Below are 15,384 nucleotides of genomic sequence, written 5' to 3' on the forward strand. Positions count from 1 at the left end.
GATAATGTTATATGAAGAGGTGATACATATGGAAAATGTATATAAAGGACTTAGGCATACCGGATTTACTGCAATGCTTATTTTTGGAGGGGTATTTCTACTTCGCTGGCTCATACATGATGAGATGCTACTGGATCAGCTTATTGGATTTAGTGTAGGAATGGTAATGGTTGTTTCGTCAGTTTCCATTCAAAAGTATAGTAAAGAATTACAGATGAATGAGAAATATTAATAATTTTTAACTGCTGTTATCTTTTTCATAGTTTAGTAATCGTGGAGGCTTTCGTGTGATTGTTGCAAAGGGAAAATAGAGCATCGAATTTCGATGCTCTATTTTTTATTTACGCTTCTTTTTAATAAATGAAAAGGCTAAAGCTGTAATTAAAATACTGCCTTTAATGATATCTTGTGCATAATAAGGAACGTTCATCATTGTGAGGCCATTTAGTATAATTCCGATTAATACCGATCCGAGGAATGTTCCGACTATATTTGGTTTCTTGGCACCGAACATTGCGTAACCGATATAGGCAGCTGCGACTGCATCCATTAATAATGGAGCACCAGCTGAAACTTGTCCTGTTCCAACGCGGCTGCATAGAATAATGCCGCCAATAGAAGCTAGTAAACCACTAATCATATAAGCATATACACGGTAACGATCAGTAGGAATACCGGCTAATCTAGCAGCTTCTCGATTCCCACCAGTCATATAAAAGAAACGACCGTACGTTGTTTTTTCTAAAAATAGATGTGCAATTAAAACGACAGTAAGCATGATAATGACAGGGACTGGAATTCCTAAGACGGAACCTTGACCGATAAATAAAAAGGATGGAATAAAATGTCCTGTTGCACCGGACATTCCTTCATAAATTGAGGATCCTTTTGAAAATGTTAAGTGTAGTCCATTAACGATATACATGATACTTAATGTAGCTAGTAAATCGGGTAGTTTAATTCGGATAACGAGTAGTGCATTTAATAATCCAACTAATAATCCGCAAAGAATAGGAACAAGGAGTGTAACTAATAGTTCTTGTCGATATAAAACGAGACAAGAAGCAGCTGCAATTGTTGCTAAACTAGCGGTAGAGCCGACTGATAAATCAAACCCATCTACAATCAATGTAAAGGTAACGCCGATTGCAAGTAACGTTACGATGGAAATAGAACGTAAAATATCACTAATATTGTTATATGTTAAAAAAGAATCATTGACGATAGAGAAAAAAATTGTAACACCTATAATAATAGCAATTGTACTAAATTGATAAAAAAGATGAGTAGGTAAATATAGTTTCTTAGTTTTCGTTTTATGAACGAGATTCAATGGAATAGCTCCCTTCAGATAAATGTAAAAGCTGTTCAGGAGATAGTTCGCTTGGTAAGTATTCACCTACAAATTCTCCGTTTGCCAGTATAAGAATGCGATCAGCAATATGCAACGCTTCATCTTGTTCTCCTGTGAAATAAATTACGGAACTTCCGTTTTCTGTAATGTTGCGAATGAATTGAAAAATGTCTTGTTTCGCAGCGATGTCTACACCTTTAGTTGGCTCGTCTAAAAGAAATAGATTAGGTTTGAATCCACTCCACTTTGCAATTGAGACTTTTTGTTGGTTTCCACCGCTAAGTGAATGAATATGTGCCTTTGGGTCATTTGGTGAAATACCGAAAGAAGAAATTGCTGTAGTAGCATCATTTAATTCGGTTTGTTTTCGTTTCCAACCTGATTGATGTAAATTTGTGTGACTTATAATATCTTCCGAAAGAAATACGCCTTGTTTTCTTCTTTCTTCTGGTACAAGTGCGATTTTCGCTTTAATCGCATCTCGTGGTGTTTTAATCGTTAGTTTTTGACCGTCTATTTCTGCGTGATAAGTATGAAGAGCACCAAATAACGTTTCAGCAAGTGTTGTTTTTCCACTTCCAATTAATCCGTATATCACAACAGTTTCTCCTTTTCGTATTGTAAGAGAAAGGGGAGAATGACCTTCGTGTAATAGAAGCTCTTGTACTTTAAATAGTTCCTCGCTCCCGGTTTTTGGTGCGGTATTAATAGGAAGTGTAAGTTGTTTTCCAGTCATTGCTTCCACAATTTGTTGATCTGTAATCGTTGTAATGGTTTCAGAAAGGGCAACTTGACCATTATGTAATACAGTTACATCATCCGCGAAATTTCGAATCTCTGATAAACGATGAGAAACTAAAAGGATGCCAATTCCTTTTGATGTTAAATCTTTTAATAGTTTCCCAAAGGTTTCAACTTCTTTTGGTCCAAGAGAAGAAGTAGGTTCATCTAATAAAAGGTAATTTGTATTGTTAGATAAAGCTCTTGCGATAAGAAGTAATTGTTTTTCATGTAATGAACAGTTTGAAACATCTTCCGAAACATTTAAATTTACCTGTACAGTTTGCAAATGTTGTTTAGCAAGTGCGACTAATTTGGACTTTGAAAATAGTACTTTATTGTGCATTGCTAAATGATCGATTAGTACATTTTCTAATACAGATAATCCGGGAATAAGTCCGTGATCTACTTCTTGTGTTACGAAAGAAATGCCATGCTTTTTTGCATCGCGCGGTGAAGTAAAGGAAACAGACTGAGTATCAATTTTTATATCGCCAACAACTGGTTGAATTTCACCAGTTGCTATTTTTAGTAAAGTACTTTTTCCCGCACCGTTCATGCCTAGTAAAGCGTGTACTTTTCCTTTTTGAATATGAATAGAAACATCTTCTAGAACAGGTGTAGCGACATGATAAGAATGTGTAATGTTTTGAAGAGAGAACGTCATCATTTTTTCTCCTTCTCTAATTTTTTCATCCAAGGGGAATATGCATCTTTTGAGTCTCCCCAACCGTTTATATATTTTGATAACTGATCCATTGTTATATTTTCTTTTGGTAAACTATTTTTCTTTACTAAATAAGGTTCTAGTGAATAAATATCTGGCGTTTGTTCACCAGCAATTTTTTTGTATAAAAATCGTACTTGAACCTTACCTACTTCAGCTGGATCAGTTGCAGCTGTAGCAGTCCAAGGTGAGTTTTCTTTTTGCATGAGTTGTAAATCCTCATTACTTAAGTCAATGCCATATACTTTTATATCTGTACGACCAGCTTGTTCAAGTGCTTTAACAGCCCCTTTAGCAAACTCATCCCACGAAGCGAAAATAGCTTGTAAATCGCCTTTTTTCGGATATTTCTTTAGTAAAGCTTCTACTTGTGTTTGTGTATCGAGCGGTGTGTTATTACTAGCAGTACCGAATCTTGCAACTTCTTTTATATTTGGATACCGTTTATAAAAAGCATCAATGATAACATTGCGACGTTCCATTGGAGCAAATCCGCCGACCCATACAACTGCGATATTTCCTTGTCCATTCAAATCTTCCGCTAACGTTTTTAATGATTTCCATGCAAGACTATAGTCATCTTGATCAATAATTGTCACACCTGGCAAGCGTAGATCGTTATCGAACGCAACTACGGGAATGTTCGCCTGTAACGCTTTTTCTACTCCAGGTTTTAGTGCTTCAGAACGGCCATGATCAATTAAAATACCATCCACTTTTGAATTAATAGCAGTATCTAAATTTGCAGCCATTTTTGCTAAATCGTTATCAGAATTGTAGACTTGTACACTGCCGCCAAATAGCTCAACTTGTTTTTTGACACCCTCAATATATTGAGAGGAAAAAGTTCCGATGGACATTTGCATAATTAATGCGATTTTTAATGGCTTCTTCATTTGGCTTGGAATTTCTGTTTGTAATTGATTTTCTACCGTTGTAGTCGCCTTTCTCACAGTTTGTTGCTTTTGTGAAGAGATAGCATCTTGTTCATTTGTACATGCTGCTAATGTAAATAAGAGAAAAATAAGTACGATGGAACATAATTTTTTCATAAAAAAATCCCTCCTAAACTAAAAAGAGAGAGGAGGGAGTGAAAATAAAAAACGCCTTTTCATATAGAAAAGACGCCTTATCATATTACTCTTATCTTTCAACACAATGTGTTGTAAGAATTAGCACCGTGCCCATAAATGGGTCGGTTGCCGGGCTTCGTAGGGCTCATCCCTCCACCTGCTCTTGATAAGACATCGAATATTTAACTATTTTGAATTATTCCACAAACGAATGGTGTTGTCAAACAGTATTTATAAAAAAATCCCTCAGGAAGAGGGATTTTAATGTGGTAAGAATATCAATTGATAAGCAAACAAAATTCCAAATACATATACAAGTGGGTGAACAGCACGGAATTTACCTTTCGCCACTTTCATAAGTGGGTATGAAATAAATCCAAGAGCGATACCTGTTGCGATACTTGATGTAAGTGGCATGCTTAAGATTACTAAAAATGCTGGGAATGCTTCATCAAATGCGTCCCAATCGATGTGGCGAACTGAACCCATCATAAGACTACCAACGATAATTAATGATGGTGCAGTAATAGCTGATACACCAGAAACGGCACTTACTAATGGTCCGAAGAATGCTGCTAGTGCGAATAGAACAGCTACTGTAACAGTTGTTAAACCAGTACGACCACCAGCTGCAACACCAGCAGATGATTCAATGTAAGCTGTTGATGGTGTTGTTCCGAACATAGAACCGATTGTTGCTGAGAATGAGTCAGATAGAAGAGCGCGTCCAGCTTTTGGAAGCTTTCCGTCTTTCATAAATCCACCTTGTTGTGCAACGCCAAGTAATGTACCTGTTGTATCGAATAGTGTAACAAGGAAGAATGAGAATACAACGCCATATAATCCGTAGTTAATTACGTCAGATACAGCAGTAATTGGATTTGAAACGATAATTCCTTCTGGTAATCCAGGCATTGATGTAACACCGTTTGAGAATGTTAATTGCCCTGTGAAGAAAGCGATAATACCAGTTAATAGCATACCAATAAATAGTGCGCCATTTACATTTAAAGACATAAGAACAATAGTAATTCCAAGCCCAGCCAATGCTAGTAGAACTGGAGCAGAGTGAAGATCACCAAGTCCAACTAAATTTGCATCATTTTTTGTAACGATACCTGTTAAACGTAAACCGATAAAGGCGATGAAAAGACCGATACCAGCAGTAATTGCATGTTTTAAGTTTTCAGGAATTGCTTCCATTAATTTTGTACGGAAAGATGTAAATGATAGCAAAATTAAAATCATACCTGCTACGAATACAGCAGAGAATGCAATTGCGAAAGTCATGCCTTCATGAGCTTTTACAACAGAGTAAGAGAAGTAAGCATTTAATCCCATACCTGGCGCGATTGCGATTGGTAAGTTTGTAAAGATTGCCATAAATAATGTTCCGACAACAGCAGCGATAATTGTTGCTGTAAATGCTTGTTCAAATGGAACACCTGCATCCCCAAGGATAACAGGGTTTACGACAATGATATATGCCATTGTTAAGAAGGTAATAATACCTGCCATAATTTCAGTTTTAATAGAAGTTTTATGTTTTGAAAGGTTAAACATATAAACATCCTTTCTGTTTACGAATAATTTTCACAACAGTTATATATAATATTCGTTTTTTAACTGTTTTGCAATAGTTTTGTATAAAAAGTTTACAACAATTCATATTTTGTGTCTTAAATTCGAATATTAATCGTAACTTGATGTGTGAATTTCAGTTTTTATTATGCACATTATAAGGAAAAGGAGTTGAAAGAAGCTATGCCACAGCAAAAAAACTTTGTAACAATGCCAGCGCAACATCAAAATAAACAGCCTGGTATTGAATCATTAATGAATCCACTTCCGCAGTTTGAAGATTCAAATTATAAAGGTAGCGAAAAGTTAAAAGGAAAGAATGTATTAATTACAGGGGGAGATAGTGGGATTGGACGAGCTGTTTCCATCGCTTTTGCGAAAGAGGGAGCAAATATTGCGATTGCTTATTTAGATGAGGAAGAAGATGCTAATGAGACGAAGCAATATGTTGAGAAAGAAGGTGTAAAGTGTGTATTGTTGCCGGGTGATTTAAGTGATGAACAGCATTGTAAAGATGTTGTTCAAGAGACCGTCCAGCAGCTAGGTAGTTTAAATATTTTAGTAAATAACGTTGCACAGCAATATCCACAGCAAGGGCTAGAGTATATTACAGCAGAACAGCTAGAAAAAACATTTCGTATTAATATTTTTTCTTATTTTCACGTTACGAAAGCAGCACTTTCTCATTTGAAGAAAGGAGATGTCATTATAAATACGGCATCTATCGTTGCATATGAAGGGAATGAAACGTTAATTGATTATTCCGCAACGAAAGGAGCAATCGTAGCTTTTACAAGATCACTTTCTCAATCGTTAGTGCAAAAAGGGATTCGTGTAAATGGTGTTGCACCAGGACCGATTTGGACACCGCTTATTCCATCGAGCTTTGATGAGAAGAAAGTCTCTCAGTTTGGGAGCAATGTCCCGATGCAAAGGCCTGGTCAACCATATGAGTTAGCGCCGGCATACGTATATTTAGCGTCTGATGATTCTTCTTATGTTACTGGACAAATGATACATGTAAATGGGGGCGTTATTGTAAATGGATAGTTTTCATTTATAAGAGCAAAGTAAAGCTAATTACAATTATTATGGTGAGCGCTAGGGGGGATATAGGTGAAAAGGGTATGTTTCGTCTTACTATTATTTTTCTTCCTACCGGTTAGTGCTTTTGCTGATACAGATCATTTAATACTAGTTAATCTTACGACAAACCAGTTGTCTTTTTTTGAGAATGGAAATTACACAAAAACATTTCCAGTAACGACTGGAAGAGATCGTACACCTACGCCTGAGGGTAATTTTTGTATTATAACGAAATTTAAAAATAAAGAATACCATCGAAAAAAAATAGCTGGGGGTGCACCGAATAACCCTCTTGGTACGAGATGGCTTGGGCTAGATAAGAATGAATATGCGATTCATGGGACAAACCGGGAATGGACGATTGGAAGTAGGGAATCAAATGGCTGTATTCGCATGCATGACAGGGATATACAATGGTTATATGACCGAGTACAATTACAAACAAAAGTAATCATTTCTCGTTTTCATACGAGCCCCGAATATGAAGCGAATAAGCTTGGTTATCGCGTTGTGAGCTGGAATGGTCGAAAAATAGAAAAAGAACAAATTGGAATACTTACGTTAGTAGACCGCGCGGATATATATTGGCAAGAACCAAATGGACAGTTAACGAAAGTGAAAACGGTATTGCCAAATGAAAGATATCCGGTGTACTCAAAACGAAAAGATGGAATATATTATATAGGAAACAATTCGTATATTATAGATGAAACAGGAGAGAAAATTCGTTACGAGCAAATTCCTTCTTCGATTTTAAGTAATATATATAAACGGAAATACAATGTTCCGTAATGGCTACCGTATTATAGACGGTAGCTTATTTATACTTGGAGTTTAACTGCAACTATTGTATTTTGCTGAATATAATACAGTACAGATAGGGGGCGGTTATATTATGAAAAGTGAATTTGCGTTTAAAGTTTTCTTAGTAACGACCTGTTTATTTATCGTGTATTTATATGCGTTTCTCGTCTTTTCTTTTTATGTTCCATATGTTGATTTAATATTGTTCTTTGGATTTATTTGGGCGTTTGTGAAAGCGAGGGAAGGAGAGAAGAGTATATATCGGCGCATTACCTTATGCGGAACGGTAGTTCTCGTTATTTTGTACTTTTTTATTATGCATGATTTTTGGAGGGGGATATAAAAAAGCATACGATGAATCGTATGCTTTTTATGTTTAATATTTAGGCTTAAATGTATGACAACAAGTCTCTATACTCGTTGCTACAGAACTTTCTAGCGTCTCGTTTGTTAAAACAGTAGCTGTATATGAATCATTTTCAGTTTGACCAGTTTCATCTGCATCAGGCTGAACGACGATCGCACTTGCTTGACAAAAGTTACCTTGTCCCCAAAAAGAACAGTTGGAAACAGAACATCTTACTTCTGGCATAAAACCCCCTCCTTATACATTAGTGTGGGATTTTACGCCCATTTCATGTGTAGAAGGAGTTTCCTTTTCTTATTACTTTTTCGTTTGCTCAAGCCATTCTTTTAATTTGTCTTTCGGCTGTTCACCACTAATACGGCTCACTTCTTTGCCATCTTTAAAATGAATGATTGTTGGTGTACCTTGAATTTTATATTCATCCCAAGGAGCATCTAATTTTTCAATATCCATAACTTTCATATCAACGTTCAAGTCTTTAGCCATTGGCACTACGACAGGAGATAATTTTTGGCAATGAACGCAAGATGTTTGATAAAAGTATACTGTTTCTTCTTTTTTCTCTTTTAAATTCTTTTGAAGATCTGAAAGAGAGATTTTATTTGTGTAGTAGTCAGGACCATCTGTTTGACTACCAGTAGCATTATCAATTTTTTGGCTAGTTGAAGCTTTTTTTTCTTCCATTTGTGTTACAGCGAAAATTGCCGCAAACAAGGCGATAATAATACCACCAAATATAAGCATTTTTTTCATTCTTTCATCTCCTTATTTGTTTTTGATGACAATAAAGCTACAAACAGCGATTGTAATAAAGCCGATAAGTGCTAAAAACGGGATTGTCACAAAGCCGAACCAGTTTATGTATTCTCCCGTACATGGTACACGTCCACAAGCTGCCCCAGTAGCTGAAAATGCTGCGACTTTTTGAATTGCATAGTGATATAAAGAAATACAAGCGCCAATAGTTGCGATTGGTAAAGAATAATTTGCGATGCGATAGTCTTTCTTTGCTACAGCGATACCGAGCCATAAAACGAATGGATACATAAAAATACGTTGATACCAACAAAGAACACAAGGCTCAAATTTCATGATTTCGGAAAAGTACAGACTTCCTAGTGTAGCGATAAAAGAAGCTCCCCATGCGGTAAGTAAAGCATATTCTTGCTTTTTTTCTCGTCCCATATTTTATACCTCTCTTATAATAGTTACATACTAAATTATAGTATGAAGTGGTATGGAAAAGAAAGAAAAAATATGTTTATCAATAAAAGTTTTATAAGGAGAAACTTTTATTGATATAAATATTTTAAAAAAGCGCCATTCTCCGGAAGAGAATAGCGCTATAGTTTACATTTGAATTTGTTCTACTTCTTCTACATGCGACTTTTGGGATGCGTGGTCAATATATTGAAATAGGAGCTGCAATTGTTTATCAACTTCTGGTAGTTCTTTACTGTATTGATAAGCGTGTAAAAAATGCTCAATACGCTTAGAAAATAATTGATCGTTCGTTTGAACCATGAGAACGAGTAATTTATCCCAGTTACAGCAATACGTGTAATAGAGAGCTTTATCATAGTCGTTATATGTTTGCACTGTGTACCCTCCTTACCGAGAGTTATATATAGTGTGTGATAAGTAAGGAGAAATACACTTGAAAGAATTTGTTAAGAAAAAAAGTGAATGAAAAGAAAAAACGAGGAGTTTCCTCGTTTTTTAAGCTTTTGGCATTGGTGTAGGTGTTGGTTTGCCATAGCCTTCTTTGTATTTATTATCGATATAGTTACGAATTTCAAGCGTTGATTTTCCTTTTTGTTTCATGGAAGCAGATTCAACTGCGATTTCTAGGCAATTGACGCAAGTCGTTGCATGGGAGTCCCAAACAACTTCACCATTCTTTTTAATTTCACGAATAAAGCAGTTTTTATTATTTTTATGTCCTACACTTTCACCGCAACCACAATAGCATGGAATCCAATCTAATAGCTCTGCATTTTGTCCAGCGACGGTGTAGATATCTTTCATTTGTGGATCAAGCTTATCTAGGAAGGTCGGAAGTGTGTCGACTCCTTTTGTTTTCTCTTGAATGTCAGCTTGCTGAGTGTGCGATGCGTGGTCATGTTCTTCTTTTTTTGATTCAGAAGATTTTTGGTCATTTGTACCAGTACTTCCGCATCCAGCAAGAATTAAGCTTAGTACTGCAAGTAAAGAAAATACATACTTTTTCATTCGCTTGTCCCCTTTACAAATGTATTAACCAAATTGTATCAAATATCATGGTGCGTTGGGTGAAGATTTTTTCGACTGATTTTTGAAACGCCACCGCAGTGAATGGAATAGAAATAAAAGTGGGATATAAGCGTATACAATATATAATCCAACCTGGGAGAGTACTGTATTTAATGTATTGATACTTTCACGGTTTGTGAAAAATAAGGATGAAATAAATATAGCTGCGATAAAAAATGGTAATGTAATTTTAACCGGTATGTGAAAGGCAGTTTTACTAATACGACAAGAAGACCAAATGGTTAAACAAAGATTAGGTAAAATAATAAGAAACCATAGGAAAATAATAATGTACTCAAATCTTTGGATAAAAGGAACCTTAATGATTTTTAGCATCGTTAATGTTGGCCAAATTGTATGATGTAGTTGTCCTTGGCTATAGTACATAAGGGACACAATTGCTAGCATGACATATAAAATAGTTGTAAAGGCAATACCGCCATGTGCCCATTTATGTAGTGATTTTCCTTTTTTAATAAGCGGATAAAAGATAAGAATTGCTTCAAATCCAAGAAATTCTAATGCAGATGATTTTGCTGAAGTTAGAATTTCTACAGGTGAATGGGTAAGAATTGGTAAAATGTTACGGACGTGTGCATATTTCATAGGAAAAACTAAGAAAAGTAGTACGAATATCGGTATTACGACGCCCCAAAAACAAATTCCTGTTACAGAGCGGAATCCACCTTTTATTACGTAATAGGTCACGAGCAAAAATAATAACGTTAATTTCCATGGCTTAATTGTAGGGAAGACCCATACTTGAATGACTTCAATATATGTACGAAGCACAGTTAGGCAAAATAAGAGAAGATATGCAGCAAAGCACATAGACAAAAAAGTTCCAATCCATTTTCCAAAGCATGTCTTATGAATGGTCATTAAATCATTATCTTTATCCAACATTTTTAACATACAAAACAGTACGATATGAGTTATAATACCGGCAACAATAAGGGCAATCCAAGCATCATAACCAGCATATTGTGCAATAATACGTTGATATCCTAATACACCTACTCCAACTTGAAGAGAGTGTAATAGAAGAAATGTGAAATAAGGAGAAACGGTTATTGTTTTATTTTGTTCAGCCATTGTAACACCTCACTATTCTCCGATACCAGATTGCACGACATTGATTTGTACATGAACGGCAACATCTACATTAGGGTACATGTCTTGAATTTGTTTCATCGTCCATTTTCTTGAGTGGCTACGAATTTCTTCTCGTATACCTATTGGATCCACTTCTTTTTCTTGAAATTGTTTTATTAATTCGTTTAAATGGTTTTCAATTGTTTTTTCTACATGTTTTTTTACGTATTTTACATTTTCTGTCTTTGATAAATCGAGCCAAGGCGGAGCGTTTTTTATGAGCCCGTTTAATTTGAGGTGAATATGGATTTTCGGGATGTTACCGGTATCCGAAAGAGAGCAAATGCTATTTCCAGATAAGTTTTGAGTGGCAATTAACCCTTTGTGCTTACCTTGACGTATCGGAACCTCGTAACGGCCATTTTTAGTTGGATTAATGAGCAATTTTAATAAAAAAGATCCCTTTTTATCTGTATACATAACCACTTTATCCTTTTTTAAAAAAGCGAGTCCCTTAATGGAAGCAGACTGGTCTTCATCCACTTTAATATAAGGAAGAAATGGATCGCATCCTGATGAATAAAAGTTATACAAGAAAATATTTAATGCAGTTCGTGGAATTGTTTCGTTTTCTATATTTTGCTCTAGTAAATCAGAAAGATATAGTGATCCATTTGTTTTGACATGTTTGAGAAGCTTTTCAGTTGAACCGTCTACAAGTGCTAGCTGTACGTCACGGCCAATGTTAGGATCACGCTGTAAATTGTTAATAATATCACCAATTCCATGTTCACCAAATGCTTTTCCGAACAGTACGACACGCATTTGACCTACGGCGATAGTATGTGGTGATTTGGCGTTTAGTCGTGAAGAAATTGTTTCAATCGTGCCAGCCGTAGTTGATTGGGTTTGTGGTTTGGATTGCACGCCTTTTGTGTAATCGGGATAGAGGATCGTCCCGCGGAATTGTTTGTCTTTTGTTATATCGAATCCGCCTACATGAATAATTCGTTGTGTGTCTACTATATTCGCTTGTGTACATCCGGATTGGAAAATTAAAACGATAATAGCCGAGCATAATAAAATGTTTTTCATTTTTCCTCACCATCACGCTTTTCTTTCGCTTTGCTTGGATCATAGCGCCATTTCTTTTTTGGTCTCAGGAAAGAAGCACGTCCAGCGGTTTGACTAAATGGTAAGCGAAGGAGCCCTTCTGCTGTACCTAACCCGCGAAATGGGTATAAAGGTAATAAGTAAGGTGATCCAAGTGATTTTAAGCGAATTAAATGAGCCAATATGAATACGAACCCGACAATGAGACCTAGACCACCAAATGCTCCAGCCAAAATGATGAGTGGAAATCGTAATATCCGAATTGTGGAAGACATTTTTACTGTCGGTGTTGTAAAAGATGCAAGTGCTGATAACGCAACCGCAATTAATAAAATAGTACTCGTTAAAGCGGCTTCGACAGATGCTTGCCCAATTACAATCCCGCCAACAATACCAATCGTTTGACCGACTTTGGTCGGTAAACGTGCTCCAGCCTCGCGTAGTAATTCAATAGTAATTTCTAAAAAGAGTGCTTCTAAAATAGGTGGAAATGGTACGTTAGCTCTAGAATAAATAATAGGGCCAAGTAAATCGGCCGGAATCATTTGATAGTGATATGTTAATACCGCTGTATAAATGGCTGAAGAGAATAAAGAGAATGCTGCTCCAAAAAAACGAACTAATCTAAGAAATGAGCCTGCTATCCATGGTAAATAATAATCTTCTGGTGAGACGAAGAAATCGAGCAATGTCGCTGGGCCAGCTAATGCATACGGTGAACCGTCGGTTAAAATGACAACCCCTCCATTAAGTAATGCATAAACGGAACGATCTAAACGTTCTGTAGGTAGTAAAACTGGAAATGGGGAGTTGCTATTATCACTAATAAACTGTTCAACCATAGTTGCATCGAAAGGGACATCAAAATCGATATCTTGTAGACGTTGTAGTGCAGTATTAATATGTTGTTCATTTGTGATTTCTTCCATATAAGCAACGGCTACTTTTGTTTTTGATATAGATCCAACTTGGACTTCTTTAAAAATTAACTGCTCGGTTACAATATTTCGGCGTAGTAAATGTATATTTATATCAATATTTTCAACGAATCCAACTTTTGGTCCGATAACGCTATATTCGTTTTCAGTATCATTTGCTAGTCGGGTGCCCAGCACGTTACTTTCTGCGCGTACGAGTGCATATTCCTTCGTTGTCGCATCACTTTTTCGTTCTATAAGTACATATCCCCCTAACAACTTTTCACGAACATCATTAGTGGAAGGATTAATCATAATATCTTCAATGAATATAACATTTACTAAATCATTTATACTGTGAATGTTTTCTAGCTCTTTTTTTAGAGGTGTTAAAATGAATTGTTTAACAATGAGAGATTCTACAGTTGATTTATAATAAAATAAACAGAGAGTTTCTTCTTGGTCGATGTTGTAAGACACGAAGTCCATGGATTCTTTCATACTTTTTACAAATTCTGGAACAGAACAGACTGATTTATGTTTTTGTTTCTTTGATGATAAACGAAACATTTTCTCACCCCTAACATACGTTATTTACTTGTGTTAGTTTTTGGGAAAGACGGGAATTTATACTTAAAAATTGAAAGTTCATAAAGAAAAGGAAGAGTAGTGAGTACCTCTTCCTTTTTGGCGTGTTAATTTGTTCTCTTTTCTTTAATTGACTTCACTAATTTCATCATTTCCGCCCGTATATCTTCTCTTTTTACATTTAATTTTTCGGCAATTTGTTTAATGTCCATTCCATCTTTTTTCATTTTTAATACATCATCAAGAGGGGTATTACTTTTTTGAGAGATGATTGTTAACACAGCAAGATGACGCAATTTGATGTTATATTCTTTCATTTTTTGCTTGAGCTGATCCGGTGTGGATTTTTGCATAGTTGCCAACTGTTGTAGTAGTGCTTGTTTTGTTTCTTTATTCATATGATGCTTTTTCAGCTTACTTGGATCTACACCGAAATGCTCGGCTGTTTTCTCCCAAGATTTATTTTGCTTATAGTAAGCTAAAACGTCTTTTATTTCTTTATTACTAATTTTTGCGATATGAGCAGCTTTCCAAATTTCATGTTTGTTATAGCCGAGTTTTTCTAGCGACTGCATTTCTTCTTCTGAAATTGGTTTATGGTGATGCATTGTTACTTCTTTTGGTGTGGCAGCGGACGTAGGGACGGTGGATATCCCACATAATAATGCTGCCATAGTCATACTTACCGCGATTTTTTTGTACATGTAAACTCCTCCTAGATGGATAGTGTGGAAAACTGTACACATATCATTTCCATAAAATGTGAAATACTTGTGAACAAGTTAAGTTTTTTTATTCACAGCATGGAATGACGTTTTTAGAAGTTTTCCAACATAAAACATTGATTAATAGTAAAAAACTAAGGTATAATCGAAATTGAAAATCAATATCAATACTGACGATAAACTTATACATATAGATAAAAATAAGGGAGAGATAAATATGACTACATATACTTCCATCGCTAATGTGATTAAAGAAAGGCGCTCTGTTCGTACATTTACAGATAAAGCAGTAGAAAAAGATTTATTAATTGAACTATTAAACGATGCAACATGGGCGCCAAATCATAAAAACCGTGAACCATGGAATTGTAAATTATATATTGGAGAAGGCCGTCAGAAATTAGTAGACGCAGTATTAAACTCTTTCACAGAAGAAGAAAGAGCGAAACGCGGTAAAATTTTATCTGATCGTTTCTTAAGTACACCTGCACAAATCGTCGTATATATAAATGAAGACCCACGTCAAATTCAACGTGACGAAGATTACGCTGCAACATGTGCATTTATGCAAAACTTCCAACTTCTTGCTTGGGAACGTGGATTAGGTACTGTTTGGAAATCAGGCGGATTAAACTATAATCCATTATTTATAGAAGGACTTGGTTTAACAAGAGGTCAACGCATCGTTGGAATTCTTCACCTTGGCTATTTCGATAAAGCGCCAGAAGGAAAAGCTCGTACACCGATTACGGAGAAGATGGAGATTATTGAAGGTTAATAGATAAGACATTCTCGTTTTTATGAGGATGTCTTTTTATTATGCAATCAATCCTCATGAAAGCTTGTTTCCAATCATACACTTTCTTAAGGGAAAGTGTAAGG

Annotated in this window: 18 protein-coding genes and 1 riboswitch; of the genes, 5 read left to right on the top strand and 13 right to left on the bottom strand. The window is 35.7% G+C overall.

Translation table 11 applies throughout. From position 1 onward, the window contains the following. Nucleotides 1-4: 4 nt before the first annotated feature. Nucleotides 5-232: a hypothetical protein gene (locus tag RT27_RS17060; RefSeq protein ID WP_140163946.1), complete on the top strand. Its 228-nt coding sequence runs from the start codon at nucleotides 5-7 to the stop codon at nucleotides 230-232. 105 nt (nucleotides 233-337) lie between these two features. On the opposite strand, the gene RT27_RS17065 is transcribed toward RT27_RS17060, so the two are convergent. The 4 genes from RT27_RS17065 to RT27_RS17080 all read right to left on the bottom strand — a co-directional run bounded on the left by RT27_RS17065 (nucleotide 338) and on the right by RT27_RS17080 (nucleotide 5,497). Further along, nucleotides 338-1,333, bottom strand: a complete 996-nt coding sequence (locus RT27_RS17065) for an ABC transporter permease (RefSeq protein WP_001054980.1) — start codon at nucleotides 1,331-1,333, stop codon at nucleotides 338-340. Further along, on the bottom strand, nucleotides 1,317-2,804 hold the full coding sequence (locus tag RT27_RS17070) for a sugar ABC transporter ATP-binding protein (RefSeq protein WP_043936808.1): 1,488 nt from the start codon (nucleotides 2,802-2,804) through the stop codon (nucleotides 1,317-1,319). The genes RT27_RS17065 and RT27_RS17070 overlap by 17 nt, the downstream gene beginning before the upstream one ends. Beyond that, the gene (locus tag RT27_RS17075; protein WP_016082779.1) at nucleotides 2,801-3,913 is read right to left on the bottom strand and encodes a sugar ABC transporter substrate-binding protein; all 1,113 of its coding nucleotides are present in this window, start codon (nucleotides 3,911-3,913) and stop codon (nucleotides 2,801-2,803) included. Before RT27_RS17075 ends, RT27_RS17070 begins: the two co-directional genes overlap by 4 nt. A gap of 88 nt (nucleotides 3,914-4,001) precedes the next feature. Next, nucleotides 4,002-4,107: riboswitch (SAM riboswitch) on the bottom strand. A gap of 88 nt (nucleotides 4,108-4,195) precedes the next feature. Continuing rightward, nucleotides 4,196-5,497 carry an NCS2 family permease gene (locus tag RT27_RS17080; RefSeq protein ID WP_000482715.1) on the bottom strand — a complete coding sequence of 434 codons (1,302 nt, stop codon included), beginning with the start codon at nucleotides 5,495-5,497 and terminating at the stop codon, nucleotides 4,196-4,198. Between the two features lie 201 nt (nucleotides 5,498-5,698). Here RT27_RS17080 and RT27_RS17085 point away from each other — a divergent pair, with 201 nt between their 5' ends. From RT27_RS17085 to RT27_RS17095, 3 genes are all read left to right on the top strand, one after another. Continuing rightward, a complete protein-coding gene (locus tag RT27_RS17085; protein ID WP_043936756.1) occupies nucleotides 5,699-6,565 on the top strand; it encodes an SDR family oxidoreductase in 867 nt (288 codons plus the stop codon). A 66-nt stretch (nucleotides 6,566-6,631) separates the two neighbouring features. Continuing rightward, a complete protein-coding gene (locus RT27_RS17090) occupies nucleotides 6,632-7,393 on the top strand; it encodes a L,D-transpeptidase (RefSeq protein WP_000831960.1) in 762 nt (253 codons plus the stop codon). 103 nt (nucleotides 7,394-7,496) lie between these two features. Then, nucleotides 7,497-7,748 (top strand): hypothetical protein, encoded by a 252-nt coding sequence (locus tag RT27_RS17095; protein WP_016082777.1) that lies wholly within the window; start codon nucleotides 7,497-7,499, stop codon nucleotides 7,746-7,748. Nucleotides 7,749-7,781: 33 nt separating this feature from the next. Here RT27_RS17095 and RT27_RS17100 read toward each other — a convergent pair whose 3' ends face one another. The 9 genes from RT27_RS17100 to RT27_RS17140 all read right to left on the bottom strand — a co-directional run bounded on the left by RT27_RS17100 (nucleotide 7,782) and on the right by RT27_RS17140 (nucleotide 14,481). Continuing rightward, nucleotides 7,782-7,997 (bottom strand): DUF1540 domain-containing protein, encoded by a 216-nt coding sequence (locus RT27_RS17100; protein WP_043936757.1) that lies wholly within the window; start codon nucleotides 7,995-7,997, stop codon nucleotides 7,782-7,784. Nucleotides 7,998-8,069: 72 nt separating this feature from the next. Further along, nucleotides 8,070-8,525, bottom strand: a complete 456-nt coding sequence (locus RT27_RS17105; protein WP_016082775.1) for a thioredoxin family protein — start codon at nucleotides 8,523-8,525, stop codon at nucleotides 8,070-8,072. A gap of 12 nt (nucleotides 8,526-8,537) precedes the next feature. After that, entirely contained in the window at nucleotides 8,538-8,957 is a 420-nt protein-coding gene (locus RT27_RS17110; protein WP_043936759.1) for a disulfide oxidoreductase, read from the bottom strand. Between the two features lie 165 nt (nucleotides 8,958-9,122). Next, entirely contained in the window at nucleotides 9,123-9,371 is a 249-nt protein-coding gene (locus RT27_RS17115; RefSeq protein ID WP_001195459.1) for a YhdB family protein, read from the bottom strand. A 120-nt stretch (nucleotides 9,372-9,491) separates the two neighbouring features. Beyond that, a complete protein-coding gene (locus RT27_RS17120) occupies nucleotides 9,492-10,004 on the bottom strand; it encodes a PCYCGC domain-containing protein (protein ID WP_000761026.1) in 513 nt (170 codons plus the stop codon). Nucleotides 10,005-10,049: 45 nt separating this feature from the next. After that, on the bottom strand, nucleotides 10,050-11,159 hold the full coding sequence (locus RT27_RS17125) for a GerAB/ArcD/ProY family transporter (RefSeq protein ID WP_043936760.1): 1,110 nt from the start codon (nucleotides 11,157-11,159) through the stop codon (nucleotides 10,050-10,052). A gap of 12 nt (nucleotides 11,160-11,171) precedes the next feature. Further along, entirely contained in the window at nucleotides 11,172-12,254 is a 1,083-nt protein-coding gene (locus RT27_RS17130; protein ID WP_016082772.1) for a Ger(x)C family spore germination protein, read from the bottom strand. Next, entirely contained in the window at nucleotides 12,251-13,759 is a 1,509-nt protein-coding gene (locus tag RT27_RS17135; protein ID WP_043936762.1) for a spore germination protein, read from the bottom strand. The genes RT27_RS17130 and RT27_RS17135 overlap by 4 nt, the downstream gene beginning before the upstream one ends. Before the next feature lie 125 nt (nucleotides 13,760-13,884). Continuing rightward, nucleotides 13,885-14,481 (bottom strand): hypothetical protein, encoded by a 597-nt coding sequence (locus RT27_RS17140; RefSeq protein WP_043936763.1) that lies wholly within the window; start codon nucleotides 14,479-14,481, stop codon nucleotides 13,885-13,887. A gap of 238 nt (nucleotides 14,482-14,719) precedes the next feature. Between RT27_RS17140 and RT27_RS17145 the strand changes: the two genes are divergently transcribed. Beyond that, nucleotides 14,720-15,280: a nitroreductase gene (locus RT27_RS17145; protein WP_016082769.1), complete on the top strand. Its 561-nt coding sequence runs from the start codon at nucleotides 14,720-14,722 to the stop codon at nucleotides 15,278-15,280. Nucleotides 15,281-15,384: the final 104 nt, after the last annotated feature.

The organism is Bacillus sp. L_1B0_5 (assembly GCF_000836715.1).
Classification (GTDB): Bacteria; Bacillota; Bacilli; order Bacillales; family Bacillaceae_G; genus Bacillus_A; species Bacillus_A thuringiensis_S.

Bases quoted from the DNA above. Each gene is read 5' to 3' on its own strand.
- RT27_RS17140 (WP_043936763.1), bottom strand. From the start codon at position 14,481: ATGTACAAAAAAATCGCGGTAAGTATGACTATGGCAGCATTATTATGT.
- RT27_RS17060 (WP_140163946.1), top strand. From the start codon at position 5: ATGTTATATGAAGAGGTGATACATATGGAAAATGTATATAAAGGACTT.
- RT27_RS17110 (WP_043936759.1), bottom strand. From the start codon at position 8,957: ATGGGACGAGAAAAAAAGCAAGAATATGCTTTACTTACCGCATGGGGA.
- RT27_RS17100 (WP_043936757.1), bottom strand. From the start codon at position 7,997: ATGCCAGAAGTAAGATGTTCTGTTTCCAACTGTTCTTTTTGGGGACAA.
- RT27_RS17070 (WP_043936808.1), bottom strand. From the start codon at position 2,804: ATGATGACGTTCTCTCTTCAAAACATTACACATTCTTATCATGTCGCT.
- RT27_RS17145 (WP_016082769.1), top strand. From the start codon at position 14,720: ATGACTACATATACTTCCATCGCTAATGTGATTAAAGAAAGGCGCTCT.
- RT27_RS17075 (WP_016082779.1), bottom strand. From the start codon at position 3,913: ATGAAAAAATTATGTTCCATCGTACTTATTTTTCTCTTATTTACATTA.
- RT27_RS17130 (WP_016082772.1), bottom strand. From the start codon at position 12,254: ATGAAAAACATTTTATTATGCTCGGCTATTATCGTTTTAATTTTCCAA.
- RT27_RS17095 (WP_016082777.1), top strand. From the start codon at position 7,497: ATGAAAAGTGAATTTGCGTTTAAAGTTTTCTTAGTAACGACCTGTTTA.
- RT27_RS17125 (WP_043936760.1), bottom strand. From the start codon at position 11,159: ATGGCTGAACAAAATAAAACAATAACCGTTTCTCCTTATTTCACATTT.
- RT27_RS17135 (WP_043936762.1), bottom strand. From the start codon at position 13,759: ATGTTTCGTTTATCATCAAAGAAACAAAAACATAAATCAGTCTGTTCT.
- RT27_RS17085 (WP_043936756.1), top strand. From the start codon at position 5,699: ATGCCACAGCAAAAAAACTTTGTAACAATGCCAGCGCAACATCAAAAT.
- RT27_RS17105 (WP_016082775.1), bottom strand. From the start codon at position 8,525: ATGAAAAAAATGCTTATATTTGGTGGTATTATTATCGCCTTGTTTGCG.
- RT27_RS17080 (WP_000482715.1), bottom strand. From the start codon at position 5,497: ATGTTTAACCTTTCAAAACATAAAACTTCTATTAAAACTGAAATTATG.
- RT27_RS17120 (WP_000761026.1), bottom strand. From the start codon at position 10,004: ATGAAAAAGTATGTATTTTCTTTACTTGCAGTACTAAGCTTAATTCTT.